Origin of the sequence: Planosporangium spinosum, from assembly GCF_049999945.1 — a bacterium.
GTDB classification, from domain to species: Bacteria; Actinomycetota; Actinomycetes; order Mycobacteriales; family Micromonosporaceae; genus Planosporangium; species Planosporangium spinosum.
In genome coordinates this window covers 114,138-135,753 of the sequence record NZ_JBLYUB010000019.1, presented here as the reverse complement: position 1 = coordinate 135,753, position 21,616 = coordinate 114,138, and the positions used below count along the sequence as shown (strand labels likewise).

General features: G+C 72.5%; 16 protein-coding genes. 9 read left to right on the top strand and 7 right to left on the bottom strand.

Translation table 11 applies throughout. The features are described 5' to 3' along the window. Position 1: 1 nt before the first annotated feature. The 3 genes from ACNTMW_RS23905 to ACNTMW_RS23895 form a co-directional block, all read right to left on the bottom strand. Positions 2–1,321, bottom strand: a complete 1,320-nt coding sequence (locus ACNTMW_RS23905) for a multicopper oxidase domain-containing protein (protein WP_426636008.1) — start codon at positions 1,319–1,321, stop codon at positions 2–4. Beyond that, the gene (locus ACNTMW_RS23900) at positions 1,318–2,577 is read right to left on the bottom strand and encodes a multicopper oxidase domain-containing protein (protein ID WP_426636007.1); all 1,260 of its coding nucleotides are present in this window, start codon (positions 2,575–2,577) and stop codon (positions 1,318–1,320) included. The genes ACNTMW_RS23905 and ACNTMW_RS23900 overlap by 4 nt, the downstream gene beginning before the upstream one ends. Positions 2,578–2,684: 107 nt before the next feature. Then, entirely contained in the window at positions 2,685–7,913 is a 5,229-nt protein-coding gene (locus ACNTMW_RS23895; protein WP_426636006.1) for an IPT/TIG domain-containing protein, read from the bottom strand. Positions 7,914–8,289: 376 nt separating this feature from the next. On the opposite strand from ACNTMW_RS23895, the gene ACNTMW_RS23890 reads away from it, so the two are divergent. Together ACNTMW_RS23890 and ACNTMW_RS23885 are read left to right on the top strand one after the other, a co-directional pair. Next, positions 8,290–8,949: a response regulator transcription factor gene (locus tag ACNTMW_RS23890; RefSeq protein ID WP_426636005.1), complete on the top strand. Its 660-nt coding sequence runs from the start codon at positions 8,290–8,292 to the stop codon at positions 8,947–8,949. Further along, positions 8,921–9,988 carry a sensor histidine kinase gene (locus tag ACNTMW_RS23885; RefSeq protein ID WP_426636004.1) on the top strand — a complete coding sequence of 356 codons (1,068 nt, stop codon included), beginning with the start codon at positions 8,921–8,923 and terminating at the stop codon, positions 9,986–9,988. The genes ACNTMW_RS23890 and ACNTMW_RS23885 overlap by 29 nt, the downstream gene beginning before the upstream one ends. A gap of 3 nt (positions 9,989–9,991) precedes the next feature. On the opposite strand, the gene ACNTMW_RS23880 is transcribed toward ACNTMW_RS23885, so the two are convergent. Together ACNTMW_RS23880 and ACNTMW_RS23875 are read right to left on the bottom strand one after the other, a co-directional pair. Then, on the bottom strand, positions 9,992–10,759 hold the full coding sequence (locus tag ACNTMW_RS23880) for a hypothetical protein (protein WP_426636003.1): 768 nt from the start codon (positions 10,757–10,759) through the stop codon (positions 9,992–9,994). Positions 10,760–10,876: 117 nt separating this feature from the next. After that, positions 10,877–11,077 carry a hypothetical protein gene (locus ACNTMW_RS23875; protein ID WP_426636002.1) on the bottom strand — a complete coding sequence of 67 codons (201 nt, stop codon included), beginning with the start codon at positions 11,075–11,077 and terminating at the stop codon, positions 10,877–10,879. A 218-nt stretch (positions 11,078–11,295) separates the two neighbouring features. On the opposite strand from ACNTMW_RS23875, the gene egtA reads away from it, so the two are divergent. The 4 genes from egtA to egtD are packed head-to-tail and all read left to right on the top strand — an operon-like array spanning position 11,296 to position 15,662. After that, complete coding sequence (egtA, locus tag ACNTMW_RS23870) at positions 11,296–12,639, top strand: ergothioneine biosynthesis glutamate--cysteine ligase EgtA (protein ID WP_426636001.1); 1,344 nt, start codon at positions 11,296–11,298, stop codon at positions 12,637–12,639. Continuing rightward, positions 12,629–13,945 carry an ergothioneine biosynthesis protein EgtB gene (gene egtB, locus ACNTMW_RS23865; RefSeq protein ID WP_426636000.1) on the top strand — a complete coding sequence of 439 codons (1,317 nt, stop codon included), beginning with the start codon at positions 12,629–12,631 and terminating at the stop codon, positions 13,943–13,945. Before egtA ends, egtB begins: the two co-directional genes overlap by 11 nt. Then, positions 13,945–14,694 (top strand): ergothioneine biosynthesis protein EgtC, encoded by a 750-nt coding sequence (gene egtC / locus ACNTMW_RS23860; RefSeq protein ID WP_426635999.1) that lies wholly within the window; start codon positions 13,945–13,947, stop codon positions 14,692–14,694. Before egtB ends, egtC begins: the two co-directional genes overlap by 1 nt. Next, entirely contained in the window at positions 14,691–15,662 is a 972-nt protein-coding gene (gene egtD / locus ACNTMW_RS23855) for an L-histidine N(alpha)-methyltransferase (protein WP_426635998.1), read from the top strand. Before egtC ends, egtD begins: the two co-directional genes overlap by 4 nt. 63 nt (positions 15,663–15,725) lie before the next feature. Here egtD and ACNTMW_RS23850 read toward each other — a convergent pair whose 3' ends face one another. After that, positions 15,726–17,249, bottom strand: a complete 1,524-nt coding sequence (locus tag ACNTMW_RS23850) for a vanadium-dependent haloperoxidase (RefSeq protein WP_426635997.1) — start codon at positions 17,247–17,249, stop codon at positions 15,726–15,728. Between the two features lie 219 nt (positions 17,250–17,468). On the opposite strand from ACNTMW_RS23850, the gene ACNTMW_RS23845 reads away from it, so the two are divergent. The 3 genes from ACNTMW_RS23845 (at position 17,469) to ACNTMW_RS23835 (ending at position 20,983) form a co-directional block, all read left to right on the top strand. Further along, positions 17,469–17,732 carry a hypothetical protein gene (locus ACNTMW_RS23845; protein ID WP_426635996.1) on the top strand — a complete coding sequence of 88 codons (264 nt, stop codon included), beginning with the start codon at positions 17,469–17,471 and terminating at the stop codon, positions 17,730–17,732. A gap of 197 nt (positions 17,733–17,929) precedes the next feature. Then, a complete protein-coding gene (locus ACNTMW_RS23840) occupies positions 17,930–19,540 on the top strand; it encodes an alpha/beta hydrolase (protein WP_426635995.1) in 1,611 nt (536 codons plus the stop codon). A gap of 108 nt (positions 19,541–19,648) precedes the next feature. After that, positions 19,649–20,983: an ATP-binding protein gene (locus ACNTMW_RS23835; RefSeq protein WP_426635994.1), complete on the top strand. Its 1,335-nt coding sequence runs from the start codon at positions 19,649–19,651 to the stop codon at positions 20,981–20,983. A gap of 16 nt (positions 20,984–20,999) precedes the next feature. Here the strand turns inward: ACNTMW_RS23835 and ACNTMW_RS23830 are convergent, their stop codons facing one another. Continuing rightward, complete coding sequence (locus ACNTMW_RS23830) at positions 21,000–21,590, bottom strand: GbsR/MarR family transcriptional regulator (protein WP_426635993.1); 591 nt, start codon at positions 21,588–21,590, stop codon at positions 21,000–21,002. Between the last annotated feature and the right edge of the window lie 26 nt (positions 21,591–21,616).

Here is a 21,616-nt window from a genome sequence, read left to right as displayed (position 1 = left end):
GTCACTGAGCCGGGCAGCCGGCGGGCGGATCGATGCGGATCAGCGTCATCATTCCGCCGAAGCTCGCGCCGAAGTTGGTGGCCTGTTGCAGCGCGTGGCTGTGGGCCACGTGGTAGTACTCGCCGCACTGGTTGTTCTGCACCACGCCGGGTGGCAGCTGACCGCCGGCCTCACCCAGGTACGGGTTCTCGCTGAACCAGGTCTCGGTGCCGGGGCCGACGATCTGGTCCTGCAGTTGCGGCAGCTGAACCGGGATCGGGTTGTCCGCCGGGTTCCAGTGCTCGGCGTCCTTCCAGGTCATCAGCGTGTCCACGGTCTGGCCCGGCGCCACGTCGATGAGGAAGTTGGAGTACGACAGGTCCTGGCCTCCCGGCCCCTGTGCCGGCCGCCCGTCCCGGGCGATGAGCTGCTCGTCGCTGCCGTGCGGGTGGAACGGGTAGCTGGTCGTGCCGACGTTGAGGTACCGGATGAGCGCCGGCTTCGGGTTGGTGGCGGCGTCGTAGGGCCGGATGTGGATCAGCGCGCCGTACGGCTGGCTGGGCAGCCATTCGGCGTTGTTGGGCGCGATCGTGTCCGGCATGCTCCGGCCGTTGATCATGAAGTACCGCGGCGTGTAGCTGTTCCAGTTGAACGCCCGCTTGCGCTCCACCGCGAGGTGGGCGTCCGGGTCGACCTCACTGAGCAGGTACAGGTACTCGTGCGCGGGGTCGAACGCCGAGTCGGCCCGGTCGTTGGACCGGTCGGGGTGCCCCTTCGGGCGTACGACCAGCGCGCCGAACAGCCCCATCTGCTGCTGCTTCTGCACGTCCGTGCCGGACTGGTACACGTACGTGCCCGGCGGGCCGGCGGTGAACGTGTACGTGACCGAGCCGCCCGACGCCCCGGCCGTGGTCGTCATCGACGTCAGGTTGCCGCTGGCGTCGTTCTCCGGCTGGACCGGCTGGCCGTTCGCGAGGACCTGCGGCTGGCCCGGGAACATGATCGAGGTCGGCTCGGGCAGCGAGTTGTGCAGCACGACCGTCACCTTCGCGCCGGAGTCCACGCACAGCGTCGGACCGGGGAGCTGGAACGATCCGCCGGTGTCGCCGTAGCTCCACATGTAGATGGAGTTGCCGTCCGGGGTGGAGATGTAGCCGCCGCTCGCGGTGAGCGAGAAGCTGTTGCTCGGCGACGTCCGGCACTCCAGCCCGTCGGACGGGGTCGCCGCCGAACTGTGCGGTCCGGGGACGACGAGCACGCCGGCTCCTGCGACGGCCAGCGCGATCGGGACCGCCCGCCGCAGGCGGGCGCGGTGCAGCCGTGGCATCGTCAGTCTTGTCATGCGTTCGCACCCGTCTGTGGGCCGAGCGTCCCGGCCGGGGACACCCGGATCTCGGTCATCTGTCCGCCGTAGCCGCCCCCGCCGCCGTTGGCGAGCGAGAGGTAGTCCCGGTCGTAGAGCAGGTACGTGCCGGGCGTCGGTGCGGTGAAGATGACGTCCCGGCTCTCCCCCGGCCCCACCTCGACGGTGTTGGTCACGGCGTAGTTGGCCGAGCCGTCCCGGCCGCGCAGCAGGCTCGCGTCCTTGCCCACCACGGTCAGGTCGATCCCGTCGACGGTCACGGCGTGGTTGCGGTAGCCCAGGTTGGCCAGGCGCAGCAGGACCCGCTCGCCGCTGTTGCAGGTCACCAGCGACGAGATCGGCTGGTAGCGCAGGCGCGGGTCGGCGGACGCCGCCATCGGGTCGCCGCCCGGCGCGAGGGTGTCCGGGTACGCCCGGCCGTTGAGCGCGAAGAACGACGGCTTGTAGTCGGTCCAGTCGTTGACCTGGATGTGCGCGTCGCGGTAGTGCGCCTCGGCCCAGACCTCGGTCATCATGAACGCGAACTCGCGGTCGTACCGGGTGGAGCCGTCGCCGCAGTTGTACGCGTACCTGCCGGCCGGCACCCCGTGCGTGCCGTCGTTCTGGACCGGCCGGACGAACAGCATGCCGGTCATGCCCATCTGGACGTGCTCGACGTCCTCGAAGTGGCAGTGGTACATGTACGTGCCCGGGTCGTGCGGGCGGTAGAAGTACGTGAAGTCCCGGCCGATCGGCACCGAGATGGACAGCTCCGGTACGCCGTCGAAGAGCGGGATCGCGTTCTGGAAGCCGTGCCAGTGGATCGTGTGCCCGTCGACGAGGTCGGGGCGCTGCGCCAGCCCCAGGTTCGTCAGCGTGATCTTGACGTCGGTCTCCTGGTCGAAGCTCAGCATCGGCGCCGAGATCTGCGCCCTGCCCCGCTGCGCCGTGACCTGGTCCGGTGTCATGCCGGTGACGTTGCGGAAACCGAAGACGTACAGGTTGGCGCCGGCCGGCGCGAGCGGGTCGGGCCAGAACGGCGCCATCGGCGGCGCGCCATCGGGCATCGACACCCATCCGTCGGTGCCGGCGAGGTGTACCTCGGTGGTCGGGTGGGGAACGGCGGCCAGGGGCTTGGCCCGGGGTGCCGAGCCGACGGAGCTGCCGGCGGGCAGCATCGCCCAGCCCGCGGCGCCGGCGGTGCCGGCCAGCAGGGCCCGCCGGCTCAGTCCGCGTGGGATCGCACGGTCGGACAAGACGTCCTCCTTGTGGTCGCCGGCGCGAGGTGCCGGCGGGACGGAACGTGGAGTGGGGAACGCCGCGGGCGGCGGCTCACCGGTGTGCGCCGCCGCCCGCGGGCCGGCTACTTCTTCTTCGTCGGTACCGGGGGGACCGGCCCCCGGTGCGGCGGCGCCGGTGCCGGTGCCGCCCGGAGCGGAAGTCCGGCGCGTACCTCGTCGGCGCCGATGTCGGGCCGGACGAAGTCGCGGATGTCACCGTCGATGTCCGTGCCGGGTGCCGTCACCGTGACGGTGCCGAACGTCCGGCTGTGCGCACCGCTGTCGAGCGCCGGTGAACCGGCGGCCAGGTGGTAGTTGCCCATCTGGGTACCGGCCACGTGCTGCACGATGATCACGGCCTGCCGGAACGCGGGGAACGTCCGGGAGGTCTCGATCGACACGCTGGTCAGGAACGGTGCCACCACCTTGGGGTTCACCCCGACCTTGTTCGTACCGCTGGGGGTGGTGCCGTTGGTCGTTCCGAGCACCGAGTTGGTCGGGGTCAGCGGGCCCACCCCGTCGGCCGAGCCCATGTCCCAGTAGTTGATCGGGTCCCCGGCCGGTGCGTCCTTGGCGCCGATACCGCTCACGTAGAGCCCGTTCCAGCTGCCCGCCCGGTTGTTCCAGAAGATGTTGTTGAACAGCTTGGGGCTGCTGAAGGTGGGCGATCCCGGCGGCAGGGTGGCCTGCAACTGGACGCTGTTCTCCGCGACGGACAGGCCGGCCGGTGCCGCCGTGCCGTTGCTGGTGATCGCCGTCGCCGTGGTGATGTTGTCCATCACCGTGTTGTTGACGATCCGCACGTCCGTGGCGTCGTCGAGGGCGATGCCGCCACCCTCGTGGGTGGAGATGTTGCCCGCGATGACGTTGTTGGTGACGGTGATCGGGAAGTTGCCGACCTGGAGCATCCGCAGGCCCCCACCGTCGTCGCCTGCCAGGTTCGCCTGCACCGTGTTGCCGTCGACGGTGACCGCGCCCGATCCGGGTGACAGCCGGTTCGGGTCCGGTGGCAGCTCACCGGCGATCATGATGCCGCCGGCCTCGTCGTAGGACTCGTTGAGGTACACCCGGTTGGCCGAGATGCTGCCCTGCGGCGACAGGCCGTAGTGCGAGATGCCGCCGCCGTACTCCGCGGAGAAGTTGCCGCAGATGGAGTTGTGGTCCACCGAGTAGCCGTTGCTGCCGGTGAAGATCGCGATGCCACCGGCGAGGTTCGTCCCGCCGTTGTCCCGGATCTGGTTCCGTGCGATCTTGACGTTCGCGTTGTGGGTGTTGGCGTACGGGGTACCGACGCGGACCGCGCCGCCGTACGAGCCGCTGTTGCCCACGATGACGTTGTCGGTGATCTGGGTGAACCGCGCCTCGGCGTGCAGGTACACGCCGCCGCCCTGGGTGATCACCGCGCCCGACGCCCCGTACGGGGTCTTGATGCCGCCGACCACCTCGTTGACGTTGCCGGGGAAGTCGGACTGGTTGCCGCCGGTGATCCGGAACCCGTTGACCGTCGGCGCGGTGGACGCGTTGAACTGTCCCTGCCTCGCCAGCACCGTCACCACGGCGCCGTCGGGTACCTCGGTCGGCCCGGCGTACGCCAGCGACCCGACCAGGTTCAGCCACGCGGTACCGCTGTCGTTGTCGATGCCGAAGCCCCGACCGTCGAGCACCGAGCCCGGTACGTAGCTGCCGTCGGCGTACTGGCCGCCGGGACCGACCCCCTGCAGCCGTACCGAGGAGTGGATGACCACGTTCTCCAGGTAGGCCCCGAACGGGTTGTCGGCACCGGCACGGTTGGGCCAGACCACGACCAGGTCGTGCTCGGCGCCGCGCCCGGCCGCCGCCGCGTCGTCGAGCGCGGACTGCACGCCTGTGTAGGTCTTCTCCCCCGGTGAGACCGCGGAAGCCGGCGGGTTCACCTGGCGCAGCTTGGGGTTCTGGGTGGTGCCCGATCCCGTGGCCGTGCCGAGGAACTGGAACGACAGCCCGTTGACGGTCTGCTTGCCGGCGGCGTTGGTCACCGACAGCGTCGCCGCCACCCCGGACGCCGACGCGCCCATGATGACCTTGATCTCACGGTCGTTCCAGCTCGTCACGGCCGCCGGTACGGTGCCCAGCGAGCCGGAGACGGTGACCGTGCCGCGGCTGCTGCCGAACCCGACACCCTTGATCGTGATCTCGCGGTTGGTGTCGGTGGTGCGCAGGTACGGCTTGGACACCGAGAACAGTTGCGGCGCGTCCCCGGCGATGTCGCAGTCGACGGCGCCGACCTGGGTGCTGCCGGGCGTGAGCGCGGTCATCCCGACCTGGGTGGGCGCGGTGTCGGTCACGGTGAACAGGCCGGGCCACGCCTGGAAGTTCGTGGCGATGGTCCGGTACCTGGGGTTGTAGTTCTTGTTGAGATGCCCGGGCTGTCCGGGGTCGTTGCCGACGAACCGGTACATGTTCGGGCACGGTCCCGCCGGTACCGGGCAGTTGTAGGTGCCCGTCGACGGCTCGATCGCCTCGTAGAAGCCGTTGAAGTCGGTGTCGACGGTGTCGACGAGCCGGCCGGCGAAGTCGTAGATGCCCATCGGTACGTTGGGCAGCCCCTCGGCCTCGCCGTACTCGATGCTGCGCTTGTCGTGTGACAGGCCCAGGTCGTTGATGGTCAGGCCCCAGAAGTGCGTGGGCAGCGGGACCTCGGTGAACAGGTTGAAGTTGGGCGCGCTGGTCTGACCGGCGCGGACCTCCACCAGTTTCGCGTCGCACAGGGGCTTGCGCTGGCCCTCGAACGGGCTGCCGCCACCGGCGAGGAACGCCGGGTTGGTGACGTGCACCGTGTGGTTGGCGCCGGCGCACTCGCTGATGATGCCGTTGCCCTGCGACGGGTTCGAGCCCGGATCCGGCTGCGGGGTCGCCCCGTCCGGCGGGTTGCCGGCCTCGGCCGGGGTCGGCGGGAAGTTGTCCTGCGGCAGGTAGCCGTCACCGTCGAAGACGTTGACGTCCTCTTCCCGGGTGACCTGGTACATCTTGCCGCCACCGACCGGGTTGTCGGGGATGTCGACGGCGACGATGTAGTCGTCGGGCACCAGCTGCTGGGTCTGCCCGTCCGGCAGCGGCGCGTACAGGGCCAGGTCGTGGGCGGGGCCCGGGTTCTTCGGGTCGCCCGGCGGGTACAGGTTGAGTGTGGAGTCGGTGAACGCGTAGTTGCCGTTGACGGTCTGCCCGAAGTTGTTCGGGTCGTTCTCGCTGGGCGCGAACTGCACGCCCATCATCGGCGCCTCGACGCACTTCTGGTTCGCGGCCCGGCCGAAGTCCGGCAGCGCCTGCTGGTCGGTGAGCGGGTTGCCGTCCCACATCCGGGCCGTGCAGCCGCGGCCGGCCTCCCACGTCTCCGAGGTGTACGCGTCGGCCAGCTCCGGTCCCCGCTTCAGCGAGCCGTCGCGGTTGCGTACCGGGTCGCCGTTGTCGTCGCGCTCGACCGCGTACAGGTGGACCTTGATGCCCGGGATGCCCGGCTGGTAGTTCTCCGTCACCGAGTTGGCCGCGTCGAGCTCGTTGCGGGTGGTGTCGTAGGTGACCGTGCCGGCGATGCCGCCGTTGTCGTCACCGGCGTACGGCTGCACGCCCCAGTCGACGGTGCCGCCCAGCCCGATGATGGGCAGGAAGTTCAGGTCTACGGCGGCGCCCTTCAGGGTCGTCGGCGTCGGCTCGTTGTCGGCCTGGTACGTGATGCCGGTGGTCTTGTAGCGGGTGTGGAACGCCTCCAGGACCAGCCACTTGCTCAGCGGGTACGTCTCCTTGATGTCGTAGTACCCGTTGTTGTCCGTGGTCACCGAGTTGGTGTACTGGTCCATGAACGAGTTATCGCGCTCCTTGACGCTCACCGGGAACCGTGGAACCCCGGCCTCGCCCGGGTCGCGTCTGCCGTTTCCGTTCTTGTCGACGAAGATCGTGCCGCGGATGTGGGTGAACCAGCCGACCAGCATCTTGGTGCCGACATCCACCTTCTGGCCGCCCCGCACGGTCACGTTGAAGCTCCACAGGATCAGCTCCTGCGGCGCGTCCCAGATCGTCATCTGGTAGTCGCCGTCCGGCACGTTCTTGATGTCGAACTTCCCGTCGGCGCCGCCGCGGCCCAGGTACACCATCTGGTCGCCGTTGCCGAGCGCCGACAGCGCCACCCACGGCTGCGGGACAGGGCCGGCGATCTTCGCGCCGGCGACCCCGGTCTCGGGTACGCTGGCGCCGCCCTGGCCACCGACGTACGGGCGGCCCTGCACCGCCGTACCGACGATCTCGCCCGTCGTGGCGGGGTTCGCCGGCAACGCCGTGGGCGCTACGAAGCCGAAGTCCACGTAGGGCACCCGCTCGCCGCCGAGCGTCTGCTCGGTGTCGTAGCCGGTGTCGTTCTCCTGCACCCAGATGTCCCAGTCGAAGCTGCCCTCGAGCGTGGTCGTCTGGGCCCACACCTGGCCGGTCGGCGCGACCACCTGCGCGGCGTACCGGTTGGGCCCCAGGTTCTCGATCACGACGTCGCCGTTGGAGTCGCTGACGCACCTGCCGACCGAGCCGGGGGCGATCTTCGGCTTGCCGTCTTCGAAGACGACGGCGCCCTTTGGGTGCGTCGCGTCCGGCTCGCCGTGGACGTACTGGGTACAGAGCGGGTTGCCGTAGTAGTCGACGCTGACCTGGCCGAGGACGTCGGACAGGTACGCGGTGAAGCCGGCCAGCCCCCGCTCGGCACCGACCTCGTACGTGCCGTCGACCGGGGCGTTGTCGTTGAAGACGCGCAGCCGGATCGTGCCCAGTGGCAGCGGGTACGGCTGCATGGTGACGGCGACCGGCGTGGTCTTCCCGCCGGTGACCGTGAAGTGCTGACCGTCGATCTTGTACCCGTCGGCGGTCACCGAGATCAGGTACTTGCCGACCGGCAGCTTGCCCAGGCTGGTGGTGGCGTTGAGCGTGGTGTCGTCACCCTGCGCCACGACCGGTACGGCGCCCGGTGTGGCGCGCACCGACGGCCACTGGCACGTGTCGGCGAAGTTGGGGGTGCTCGCCACTCCGGCGCGCGCGGGCAGGCAGTTCTTCAGGTCGTCGTGCGGATTGCCCACGTCGTCGGAGGTGATGAGCCACTTGTAGTGGGTGACCGGGTCACCCTTCTGAATCTCCGGTGCCGGGCCGACCGTTCGCGCGCTCCGCACCGACAGCGTGATGCCGCCGTCGGTGGGGGTAGCGGCGGCGGCCGGGAGCGCCGCCACCACGGCATAGCTGGCCAGGGGTAACAGGCCTATTGCCGCAACGGTCCACCATCGCCGGGACAGGCGACGCAACATGCGGTACCCCCCTCGGGTCTTCAGGCCGCCGGCCCGGGCGGGCGGGCGTCAGCATCGATCCTTGGGGTTTGCTGGGAACTCGCTGGGATTCATGACGGACCCGTCATGCGACTGTCATCATCACGTTCATCGATGTATCGACCGACCGCGGTAGAGTACCGGCTCCCAAGTGGACGATGAACGGCCGTTCGCGCCGACCGGATCGGCTGTCCGGCGGCGGCCGGCTCCACCATGTCGTCGGATGTTTCCGGCAAATCCCGCGACCCACGCCGACCGTCCGGTGCGGATCTGGCGTCCCGTATCCCGTTCCCGCTCCAATGAGTACGCGGCCCGTCACTGTGGGCCTTGTCATTTTTTGGGGGTCAGCGTGAGTCGGGTGCTTGTCATCGAGGACGACGACCGGATCGCGCGGCTGGTCTCGCGCGCCCTCAGCGACGACGGACACGGCGTGGAGCGCACCGCCCGCGGCGGCGACGGGCTCACCGAGGCGCTCGCGGGCGACTTCGACCTGGTGGTCCTGGACCTCATGCTGCCCGACGTGGCGGGCACCCAGGTCCTGGAGCGCCTCGTCGAGGTACGGCCGGAGCAGCGGGTACTCGTCCTGTCCGCGGTACCGGAGATCGGCACCCGGGTCGCCGTGCTGGAGTCGGGCGCGGCCGACTTCCTCGGCAAGCCGTTCGCCGTCGCGGAACTGCTGGCCCGGGTGCGCGCCCGGCTGCGGGTACCGGCACCCGGCGCGGCCGTCCGATGGCTGGGTGACGGTTCGGTCCGGCTGGACCTGCGGCTGCGCCGCGCCGAGGTGAACGGCGCCCGGGTGGAGCTGTCGTTCCGGGAGTTCCTCCTGCTCCAGCACCTGATGCGGCGGACGGGTCAGGCATGCAGCCGGGCCGAGCTGCTGTCGGACGTGTGGGGGATGACGTTCGACCCGGGCAGCAACGTCGTCGACGTCTGCGTCCGCCGGCTGCGCCAGAAACTGGACCGGTCCGACCGCATCGAGACGGTACGCAATGTGGGCTATCGCTTCACCGTCGACTGAACGCCTGCTGGTCGGCGGCTGGGTGGCCGCCGCCACGCTGTGGGCGGCACTGATGTACCTGATGCCCGGCCAGGAGACGGTCCCGTTCCACTTCATCTGGATCGGACTGGCGCTGGTCTACGGCTTCACCCGGTGGCGGCCGGCCGCCATGGTCACCGCGCTGGCGCTGGTCACCGGGGTCACCGGTTACATTCTGTGCCACCACGCGGCCGAGGGGCACATCGGCTGGGAGGAGACCACCGAGGTACCGCTCATGGCCGCGATCTTCGGCGTCATGGTGTGGCACGTCAACCGCCGCAACCAGGCCCTGGCCGAGGTACGGCGGCTCGCCGACGCCGAGCGGCGGCGCCTGGAGGTGCAGCAGTTGTTCGTCCGCCTCGCCTCGCACGAGCTGCGGACCCCGATCACCGTCGCCCGCGGCTACACCGAACTGGTCCGGGCCGCGCACGACGACGCGGTCACCACCGAGGACACCTCGGTGGTGCTCGACGAGCTGGACAAGCTCGCCCGCATCACGCAGCGGCTGGTCACCCTCATGCAGTTGGAGCAGCCGTACCCGCTGGTCGAGACCGATCTGGACGCCGAGCTGCGACGAACCGGCCGCCGGTGGCAGCCCACCGCCGACCGGATCTGGTGCACCCGCTCCGACGTCGGTACCGGCGTGGTCAACCCGGAACGGCTGGAGGCGGCGCTGGACTGCCTGATCGAGAACGCGGTGAAGTTCACCCGCCCCGGCGACCGCATCGAACTCGTCGGAGCCCGGGACGCCACCGGCTGGCACGTGCGGGTGACCGACACCGGTGCCGGTATGTCCGACGAGGAGCTGGCGACGGCCCGCAGCCGGGTACCGCAGGGGCGCACCGCCACGGGTACCGGCCTGGGGCTGGCCATCGTGCGCTCGGTGGTGGAGGCGCTGGGCGGTCAGGTGCGGGTCGAGTCGGCGCCCGGTGCGGGTACGACGGTCACGCTGTCGGTCCCGGTCGGCCCGTCCGGGACCGGCGCGTCGCGGGCGGTGGCCATCCCCGCGCTGGCACAGTGACGACTACCGGGCGCCGCCGGACGGCGGCGGTACCCGCTCGAGGGCCGGCCCGCCGGCGGACCGGGACGCACTGCCCGGCGCCGGTCGCCGGCGCCGCGCCCGGATCAGCGCGATGGTCAGCACGCCGACCACCACGGTCATGCCGGCCAGCAGCGTGAGCAGCCAGGCCTGCGCCGGGCCGACCCGGCCGGTGTCCGCCGGCCGGCCCAGCCAGCGCAGCGCGCCGCGCACCTCGAACGGCGTCCCGTCGGCGGTCGCGCGCACCGCCCAGTCGCCGACCAGGTGCGGGCGGGTCGGGTCGGCGGCGACCACCGGCGGGCGCTCGCGGCCCATCCAGTGGATCCGGTGGTCGTGCCAGCGCGCCTTGCCGGCGTCCCCGATCCTCTTCCACGCCGGCGCGACCCCGCCGCCGCTCTGCGCGGTCGGCACGGTGTCGGCGAAGAGGGCCCGGTTCAGGTACGTGGTCTGGGACAGTTGGTTCTCCTCCACGCCCGACGAGGTGATCCGCAGGTACGGCTCGCCGGTGTAGCCGAGTACGACCACGGCGGCGGGGCCGGCGTTGGACAGTTCGACCCACTCGCCCGCGGGGTCGACGCTCGCCGTGACCCCGGCCGTCACCGGCGTCACGCCACCGGTGATCTCCGTCCGGTAGTACGGCGCGTCCGGCGCCTGCTGAGCGGGCGGGTGGGCGTCGGCCCGGTCCGGGGCGAACGCGACCGCCGCCGCCAGTATCGTCAGCGCGCCCAGCGCGTACCGCACTCCCCTGCCCATCCGGTCATTGTGGCCGGCGACCGTGGCCATCAGCCAGGAAAATGACCGAGGTGTCATCGCGCACGCGTCGTGCACGCGCTGTGTGGATCTTGCGACGATCCCGGTCGGGCCGGCCCGTCAGCGCCCGTGCGCCGCGTGCCCGGCGGACCGGGGCCACTCGCCGTGCAGGGCATCGGCCGTCCGGTGCAGCAGCCGGGTGACCTCGGTCGGCCCGCCGCGCTGCTGCTCCATCCGGTGGCTCCACCACCGGATCACCGCCGCGGCCAGCGGCACGACGACGGTCAGCACAAACCAGCGCGCCAGCACACTCGCCACCATGCTCGTCCCGCCTTCCCCGCGGCCGGTCACCACCGTGCGCCACCCGCCGTCGGATGTACCCGGCGCTACCTCGGTGCTACCCCCGGGCCGCGGTGGTATGCCCGCAACCGCTGCGGTCACCATGATGTCCGGTATCGGACAGCGCTGTGCACCTACCCGACTGTTGGGTAGGTTCGACAGTGACGTCCACCGGCACTCGGGGAGCTTTCGGGGAGCGTATGGCGACCGAGCAGCAACCGGCGACCGATCCGCAGCGTCCCGGCAGTCGGGCCACCATCCTGCGCGAGGTGACCCAGGCCGAGGGGTACATCGCCTCGATCTGTTTCAAGACCGGGCCGCCCGCCCTCGTCGGCACCGAACTGGAGTGGACCGTCCACGCCCGGGACGATCCCCGCGCACCGCTCGATCCGGCGCGACTGCACCGGGCACTCGGACCCCACACGCCGCCCACCCTGGCTCCGGACAGCCCACATCGGGCGTTACCCGGCGGCGGCGTGGTGACCCTGGAGCCGGGCGGCCAGGTCGAGATCTCCTCGGCCCCGGCCACCTCACTGTCCCTCCTGCGGGACGCCGTCGACGCCGACATCGCGTACCTCGTCGGCCTGCTGCACGCCGTCGACCTGCGACTCGGCGACTCCGGCATCGACGAGCACCGGCATCCCCGCCGGCTGCTGGACACCCCGCGGTACGCGGCGATGGAGCGGAGCTTCGACGCCCACGGCCCGCACGGGCGCACCATGATGTGCAGCACCGCCGGCCTGCAGATCTGCGTGGACGCGGGCCAGCCGCACCGGGTGGCCGACCGGTGGGCCGCCGTGCACGCGCTGGGCCCCGCCCTGCTGGCGACGTTCGCCACCGCCCGCCGGCACGCCGGGCGCGACCACGGCTGGGCCTCGGCCCGGATGCGGGCCTGGTTCGGCATGGACCGCCGGCGCACCGGCCCGGTCGGCCGGGCCACCGACCCGGCAGCGGCCTGGGCCCGGTACGCCCTCGCCGCACCGCTGCTGTGCGTGCGGCGGCCCGGCCGCGACTGGACCGTCCCGTACGGGATGACCTTCGCCGACTGGATCTCCGGGGCGCTGGCCGACCCGCCGACCACCGATGACCTCGACTACCACCTCGGCACGCTGTTCCCGCCGGTACGCCCCCGCGGCTACCTGGAACTGCGCTTCCTGGACACGCAGCCGGGGCCCGAGTGGTTCGCGCCGGTCGCGGTCGTGACGGCGCTGCTCGGCGACGACCGCGCGCTCGACGCGGCCCGGGCGGCGTGCGAGCCGGTCGAGGAGCGCTGGCTGGACGCGGCCCGACTGGGCGTCGCCGACCCGGCGCTCGCGGCGGCGGCCGCCGGGGTGCTCGACGCGGCGGTCCGCGCCCTGGACCGGACCGGCCTGCCGTCGGCGGTCCGCGACGAGGTGGTCGGCGTCGCCGAACGGCGGTTGCGCGGCAGCCCGACGGACCGTCGGCGCGGCGCGCGACCGCCGGCACGTCTGACGGACGTGCCGGCACGACCGGCACGACCGGCACGACCGGTGACACACGGAGGGGAACACGATGACCGTTGAGACCGAACGGCTGCGCGAACGCGTCGCCGCCGAGCTGGAGCGCACCCGGGCCCGTACGGCGCTGCTCACCGACGCCGTCGGCGACGACGACCTGGTCCGTCAGCACTCGCCGTTGATGTCGCCGCTGGTGTGGGACCTCGCGCACGTCGGCAACCAGGAGGAGCTGTGGCTGGTGCGCGACGTCGGCGGCCGGGACCCGGTCCGCCGCGACATCGACGAGCTGTACGACGCCTTCCGGCACCCGCGGCGGGACCGGCCCCGGCTGCCGCTGCTCGGGCCGGCCGAGGCGCGCCGGTACGTGCGGACCGTCCGGGACAAGGTGCTCGACCTGCTCGACACGGTGCCGTTCACGGGCCGGCCGCTCACCACCGACGCGTTCGCGTTCGGCATGATCGTCCAGCACGAGCAGCAGCACGACGAGACGATGCTCGCCACCCACCAGCTCCGGGCCGGCGCGGCGGTCCTGTCCGCACCGCCACCGCCCGGATCCCGGATCCCGGTCGCCGGTGAGGTCCTGGTACCCGGCGGCCCGTTCACGATGGGTACGTCCACCGAACCCTGGGCGCTGGACAACGAGCGGCCCGCGCACACCGTCGACGTACCGGCGTTCTTCATCGACGCCGCGTGCGTCACCAACGGTGAGTACGCCCGGTTCATCGCCGATGACGGCTATCACCAGCCACGCTGGTGGAGCGCGGACGGTTGGCGGCACCGGCTCGAGGCCGGCCTGACGTCGCCGATGCACTGGCGGCGCGACGGCGACGGCTGGGCGTACACCCGCTTCGGCCGGACCGAGGCCGTGCACCCCGACGAGCCGGTCGTGCACGTCTGCTGGTACGAGGCCGAGGCGTACGCGGCGTGGGCCGGCAAGCGGCTGCCCACCGAGGCGGAGTGGGAGAAGGCGGCCCGGTTCGACCCGGCGACCGGACGGTCGCGCCGGTACCCCTGGGGTGACGCGTCGCCGCAACCGCACCACGCGAACCTGGGCCAGCACCACCTCGCCCCGGCGCCCGCCGGCGCGTACCCCGACGGCGCCTCGCCGCTGGGCGTGCACCAGCTCATCGGCGACGTGTGGGAGTGGACGGCCAGCGACTTCACCGGTTACCCGGGCTTCGCCGCGTTCCCGTACCGCGAGTACTCGCAGGTGTTCTTCGGCCCGACGTACAAGGTGCTGCGCGGCGGCTCGTTCGGCACCGACGCGGCGGCCTGCCGGGGCACGTTCCGCAACTGGGACTTCCCGATCCGGCGCCAGATCTTCAGCGGGTTCCGGTGCGCCCGCGACGCCACCCTCACGGAGCTGGGTTGATGTGCCGGCACCTGGCCTACCTCGGGCCGCCGGTACCGCTCGGACGGCTGCTGACCGACCCGCCGCACTCGCTGCTGCACCAGTCCTACGCGCCCACCGACATGCGCGGCGGCGGCACGGTGAACGCCGACGGGTACGGCGTCGGATGGTACCCCGCCGGCTCGCCGGTCCCGCTGCGGTACCGGCGAGCCGGTCCGATGTGGTCGGACGCGAACCTGCCCGCCCTGACCGCCGCGGTCAGCGCGCCCGCGGTCCTCGCCGCGGTCCGCAACGCCACCGTCGGCATGCCCGTCGTCGAGACCGCCGCCGCGCCGTTCGCGGACGGTCCGTGGCTGTTCAGCCACAACGGCGCCGTGACCGGCTGGCCGGACTCGATGGCCAAGCTCGCCGACCGGCTGCCGACCGCGGATCTGCTCACCCTCGACGCGCCCACCGACTCGGCACTGCTGTGGGCACTGGTACGGAGCCGGCTGCGCGGCGGCGCCCCGCTCGCGGACGCGGTCGCCGACACCGTCGCCGAGGCCGCCGCCGCGGCGCCCGGCTCCCGGCTGAACCTGCTGGTCACCGACGGCACCCGGATCGTCGCCAGCGCGTGCGGCCACGCCCTGTCGGTACGGCGGGCCGCCGGGCAGGTCCTCGTCGCCTCCGAGCCGCTCGACGCCGACCCCGGCTGGCATCCCGTACCGGACGGGACGCTTCTCACCGCCACGCCGTCCGGCGTGGACGTCACCGATTGGGGCAACGCGTGAACGTACCCGAACTGGAGATCCACCTCGACGACCGCGACCTCGCGCGCGCCCTGCGCGCCGACGTGCGGACCGGGCTGACCGCGGTGGCGAAGTGGTTGCCACCGAAGTGGTTCTACGACGCCCGGGGAAGCGCGCTGTTCGAGGAGATCACGCGGCTTCCGGAGTACTACCCGACCCGCGCCGAACGGGCCGTGCTCACCGCGTACGCGCCCGCCGTCGCCCGGCTCACCGGCGCGAAGACCCTGGTCGAACTCGGCTCCGGCTCGTCGGAGAAGACCCGGCTGCTGCTGGACGCGCTGTCCCGGCACGGCGGGCTGGGCACCTTCGTCCCGCTGGACGTGTCCGCGAGCGCGCTGTCGGCGGCGGTGGCCGTGCTGGCCGCCGACTACCCGAACCTCGCCGTGCACGGCGTCGTGGGCGACTTCACCCGGCACCTGGGCGTGCTGCCCGGCGGCGGTACCCGGCTGGTGGCGTTCCTGGGCGGCACGATCGGCAACCTGCTCCCGGCCGAGCGCCACGACTTCCTGGCCGCCCTGCGCGCGGTCCTGGAGCCCGGCGAGTGGCTGCTGCTCGGTACCGACCTGGTCAAGGACGAGCGGATCCTGGTACCGGCCTACGCCGACGCGGCCGGCGTGACCGCCGAGTTCAACCGCAACGTCCTGCACGTGATCAACCGGGAGCTGGGGGCCGGGTTCGACGTGGAGGCGTTCGACCACGTGGCGCTGTGGGACCCGGCGAACGAGTGGATCGAGATGCGGCTGCGGGCCCGGACGGCCATGCGGGTTCCGATCACCGGCCTGGACCTGGTGGTCGAGTTCGCCGCCGGCGAGGAGGTACGCACCGAGGTGTCGGCGAAGTTCCGCCGCGGCGGGCTGGCGCGTGAGCTGCAGGCGGCCCGGTTCGCGCTGCGCCGCTGGTGGACCGACCCCGACGGCCTGTTCGCCGTGTCGCTGTCCCAGGCGACCTGACCGCCGGCGGTCGGTCGTCGCCACCTGCTGCCAGGCGGCGACGACCGATCGGCGTCACACCGGTCAGAGGTTCGGCGCGATCGTCATGGTCGTGCCGTCGAACCGGCCGAAGCTGAATGATGCCTCCTCGTGGGTGGTACGGACCAGCTCCCGCAGGATCCCGATCGCCACCTCCTCACCCAGCCGGACGGCGGCGGTGAAGTCGGTGCGCCAGTGCACCCCGCCCATGTTTCGGCCGGTGGCGATGTTGGCCGCCAGCTTGTTCAGCTCGCCGCCGACGGTCAACTGCTCGGCGTCCGGACCGACGTACGGCACCAGGGTCGTCCCCGACTTCGCCGGTACGACCGGATCGGCCAGCACGTACGACTCGTCGAACCACGCCTTGAGCACGGTGACGCACGCCCCGGCGACGGTGGCGTGCCCGGAGCCGTACGCCGGGTGGGTGGGGCTGCCCTCCGGGAAGGCCTGCGGCAGCAGGTAACTACCGTGGCGGGCGAAGGTGCGCTTCACCGCCGCTGAGTCGAGCACCTCGGAGTCGATCATGGGGTAGTCGCGCTTGCCGGTCATGTGCAGGTGCACCCGACCGCCGAACTCCTCCGGCCGCAGCCGCCGGTGCACGTACCACTTCTGGTACCAGGCCGCCTTGAGGGCCCGCGTGGCGACCTCGGTGACCAGCGACAGCAGGTGCGGCGAACCGTACGTGCCGAAGCCGGCCTGGTTGCGCGAAAAGTGGTACGGGTTGCCCGGGTCTGCGGGTGCCCCCAGGCCCAACAGGATCAGGGCCGCATTGAGGTACGCCTCGTAGAGGGCGTCGAAGTGCACGTAGTGGGCGAGGTCGCGGGGCGTTCGGATGTACCGGCGGTCGCCGTGGTCACGCTCCGGCGGCGCCGGCTGCGCGCCGTTCTGCACGGCGTGCCAGGCCTTGAACGTGGTCAGGTAGTCGACCGGCCTCGGGTGGCGGTGGTGCAGGGTGTCCTGCCGCTGCGAGATCAGCAACGTGCCGTACGGGATGTCGCGCAGCAGGAACTGCGACAGGAACGGACCCCGCAGGTCGCCGCGGGTGGTGCCCCGGAACAGCGTGTCGGCGGTGATCGCGCCGTCGCGCGTGGGTCCCCGGAAGTCCGACAACCCGCTCAGTTCCCCCGCCGCCTCGGCGATGAGGGGGTCCGTGTCGAAGGAGGTGAACGGCACGTCCCGGCACAGCGCCATCCAGTACAGCTCGACCATCTCCGAGGAGTTCTGGGCGCTGTCGATGCGGGGCGCCGGCGGGATGGTCAGGGCCGCCGGGTCGGGCCCTTCCAGATCGAACCCGAGACCGGCCTGCGGGTTGGTCAGCGGCCGCGGTCCGGCGAGCGGGATCCGCTCGAAGTCCGCAGCGCGCCCGGTCGCGCAGGCCCGCAGCAGCAGCCGGTACGCATCCGGATCGACCTCGCCGAACTCGTTGTGCGGCAGCCCCTTGGCGTAGCTGGCGACGTACGGGTAGTCGGTCTCCTCTCCGTTGCCGAGGTGGTCGGGCCCGGGCCGGGCGAACTCCGCCTCGGCGGCGCGGACGCGGAGGTCGCGGGCGTGTACTTTCCGGTCGCTCATGTCTCCCCCGTGATAGGTGAGTGCTTCCTTTCCTCTCCTCACGCTTGGAACGCCCGCCGCGTTGCCGCCGGTACCCGATCGTCGGGTACCCGACCGTATCGCCGGCGGCGCCGCCGTGGACCCCTGGCGCGTTAGCGGCGGACGGCCGAGGGGTAGACGGGTGGTCATACGCTCGGGTCCAGCCGTGACCGGCGGCCCGACCGGAGGAAGGATCGTGGCATGGAACTGCTCAGACGGTGGAGCGTGTGGCTGGCGGCGACGGCGGTCGCGGTCGTGTCCACCGCGCTGCTCCCGGCCGCGGCCTGGGCGGACGGCGGACCGGCCGTGGCCCTCGTCGGCGACGAACTCGCCCGCCGGCCCCGCCGCGGCGGCACCGGGCTGGCGAGCGCCTGCTGCTGCCTGGTCGTCGTGCTCGCGATCGTCCTCGTGGTCATGCTGGTCCGCCGCCGTCGCCAGCCCCCACCCCCGCCGCCGCCGCAGTAGCCGCCCGGCCGGGCGCCTCACCCGCGCCGGGCCCACCCACCTCACCACCCACCTCACCCGGCGACCGGCCGGGTGAGGCACCTACGTCGGATCCGCGCGTCCACCCCCGGCGGTCGCGTTTCGACCAGCGGCACGTGCGTTCGTTTGGCAGCCTTTCCATAGACGGGCCCCGAAGCGAGGGCCCAGGGGAGGCAGGCATGAGACGAACCACCCGGATCGGCACCGCGCTCGGCAGTGCCGCGGCCGTAACGGTCGCGTTCGCGCCGGCGGTGTCCGTACCGGCGTACGCCGCACCGGTGACCCCGGCGTCACCGGCCGGTGCCACCGCCGACTGGAAACCGTGCACCGACCTGCCGCCGCAGGCACCGGCGGTCGACTGCGCGACGGTCACCGTCCCCATCGACTGGTCCAAACCGGACGGCCCGACCATCGGTATCGCGCTGGCCCGGCAGCGGGCGACCGATCCGACGGCCAGGATCGGCTCGGTCCTGGTCGACCCGGGCGGTCCCGGTGGCTCCGGCGTCGACTGGGTCAAGGGCGGTCCGGTCCTGTCCCCGGAGGTGAACCGCCGGTTCGACGTGGTCGGGTTCGACCCGCGCGGCGTCGGCGGCAGCAGCCCGGTACGGTGCGACCTGGACGTCGAGCTGGAGCCGGTACCCGCAATACCGCACGACCGGGCCGAGTTCGACCGGCTCGTCGCGCACAACAGGGCCCTCGGTGCCAGTTGCCGGGCGCTGACCGGCCCGGTGTTCGACTTCCTCGACACCGCGAGCACCGCCCGGGACATGGACGCCATCCGTGCCGCTCTCGGTGAGTCCAAACTCAACTACTACGGCGTCTCGTACGGCACACTCATGGGCCAGCAGTACGCCGAGCTGTTCCCGCACCGCATCCGCACGATGGTCATCGACAGCAACATGGACCACAGCCTGCCGACCACATGGCAGTTCCTGCACACCGAGGCGGTCGCGGTCGAGGAGAGCTTCGACCAGTTCGCGGCCTGGTGCGACCGGACGGCCGCGTGCGCGCTGCACGGCCGCGACGTGCACCGGGTCTTCGCCGACCTGTACGACCGGGCCGGGCGCGGTGAGCTGACGATACCGGGTACCGACCAGAAGCTCGACCAGATGCAGTTGCTCTGGGGCGCCACCGGCGCGTTCTACGGGCCGGACTGGCAGTTCCTCGCCGCGTCCCTCGACGAGCTCACGACCGGCCGGCCCGCGCCGGCGGGTGACGGGCGTGCGGCCGCCCTGTTCGCCGCGGGCGACCGCGGGCACGGTGAGTCCGTCGAGGACCCCGGCGCGTCGATCTTCTGCCAGGACTGGCGGCTCCCGGTGCATCACGTGACCGAGTTGGACGCGTACCGGCTGGCGCTCGCCCGGACCGCGCCGGACATGAAGCTGTCGCCGCTGGCGTGGGGGGTGACGATGGGCTGCGCCGGCTGGCCGGCCCCCGTCCGCAACCCCCAGCACCGGCTGGCGACGGCGGGCGCGCCGCCGGTCCTGATGCTCAACAGCCGGTACGACCCGGCCACTCCGTACCAGTGGGCGACCAACGCCGCCCGCCAGATGAGGTCCGCGGTGCTGCTGACCTACGACGGCTGGGGTCACGGCGCCTACTTCAAGGGCAGCGACTGTGTCGTCGCCGCCACCGACACCTACCTCGTCACCGGACGGGCACCGAAGCAGGGCACCCACTGCCCGGCCGTCGAGCCACCGGTGAATCCGCGGGTCACGACGCAGGCCCCGACACAGCCGCGGCCGCCGGTGACCGGCCGGCCACGCTGGACCGCGGCGCCGGCAGCCTGACCGCGACACCGCGGGCGGCGTTCCGTCGCTGACCCCGCGCGGCGGCCGGAGGCTGATCCGCTCCCGGCCGCCGCGCCGTCGGCGGCGCGCCCGCCTAGGCTGATCACCATGGTTACCGGCGGACCGGTCGAGGTCGAGGGCGCAGCGGCGCCGCCCGGCCCGCAACCCCTCCCCTTCGTCGGCCGTGAGTCCGAGCTGTTCCGGCTCGGCGCGGCGTGGGGATCCGCGGCGCGCGGCCGACCGGGCCTGGTGCTGCTCGCCGGCGCGGCGGGCATCGGCAAGACCAGGGTGGCCCGGGAGACGGTACGGCTGGCGCGCGACACCGGTGGCGCCGTCCTGTGGGCGCGCTGCCAGGGCGCCGAGCGGTCGCTGCTGCTCCAGCCGTTCGTGGAGGCCATCGGGGCGCACGCGGCGCAGCTACCGCCCGACCTCCTGCGCCGGCTCGCCGGGCAACGGGCGGCCACCCTCGCCGCGCTCGTGCCGGGCGTCGCGTCGGTACTCGGGCCGGTGCTCACCACCCCGGCGAGCCGCGCGGTACGCCAGCGGCTGGCCGGGGAGGCGGTCACCGGGTTCCTCGCGGCCCTCGCCGCCCACCAGCCCGTACTCCTGGTGCTCGACGACCTGCATGACGCGGCGGCGTCCACCGTGGCGCTGCTGCGTGAGCTGGTCACCGGTACCGGCACCCGGCTGCTGGCGGTCGCCACCGTACGCGCGCCCGAGGGCGGCGCCGTCCTGGACCCGCTCGCCGGCGCGGCCACCCGCCTCGACCTGGGACCGTTGTCACCGCCGGCCGTGACCCGCCTGGCGACCGAGGCCGGGTGGGGCGACCGGGCGGCCGAGATCCGGGCCGGTACCGGCGGGAACCCGCTGTTCGTGGTCGAGGCGCTGCGTGCCCTGGCGGCCGGCGCGCCGCGGCCACCGGAGTCGCTGGAGGCGGCGGTGCTGGCCCGGCTGGGCCGGGTGGACGCCGGCACCGAGCGGATCGTGCGCGCCGCGGCCGTCCTGGGCGTGACCGTGGACCCGGCGACCCTCGCCCGCCTGGTCGACCTTCCCCTTCCGGCGACCGCCGCGCACTGCGAGGCCGCGCTGTCCGGCGGCCTGTTCGTGGCCGCCGAGGGCGGCTACGAGTTCGGCCACGACGTGGTGCGCGAGGTGCTGTACGCGACGACCCCGGCGCCCACCCGCGACCTTCATCACCGCCGCGCCGCCGAGCTGCTCGACCACCGCCCGGAGGCGATGGCGGCGCACGCGGCGGCGGTCGGTGACTGGCCACGCGCGGCGCGGGGTTGGCTGCTCGCCGGGGCCGAGGCGGCCCGGTTGGACGCGGACGTGGACGCCGAGGCGCTACTGGTGCGGGCGGTGGACGCGGGGCGGCGGGCCGGGGAGGCGGGGGCCGTCGCCCGGGCCGAGGCACTGCTGCGGCAGGTCCGCGACGGCGGGTAGCCCGCCCGGGCGCCGGTCAGTCGGGTGCGCCGGGCTGGCGCCGCGCGCCGGCCCGGTGCTCGTACCACCGCTGCTTCATCAGGCGCATCTCGTTCTGCAGGAACTCGATGAACTCGACGGACTCCGCCACCCGGGCGCCGGCCGGGGTGTCGCCGCCCAGCGCGTCGACGCCCTCGCGCAGGCCGTTGCGCATGCGGCCGAGCGTCTTGTCCTCGTTGAGCATCAGCTCGTACCAGATGTCGTCGTACACCCGGTAGTGATCACGCCGGGATCCCGGCTCCCGCTCGCGGCTGACAAGCCCGAGCGGGATCAGGTAGCGGACGGCACCGGAGATCGCGGCCGGGCTGGCCTGGAGCCGATCGGCCAGCTCCGCGGCGGTGAGCCGGCCGGAGTCGGTGGCCAGCAGGGCGACGAACACGCGGGAGGCGATGCGGGGCATCCCGGCGTCGGTCAGGATCCCGGCGAAGCGCTCCACGAAGCCGGACACGGCCGCCTCGTCGCGCGGTACGGCCGACCCGTTCGGCTCCGGGGCTACCCTGTCCCGCTCCACGGGCACCTCGTCGCGCCGTGTCGTGGACGCCTCGCTCACCATCCTCAGCCCCCTCACCCGGTCTCGTCGGTGCGCCGGTCGTT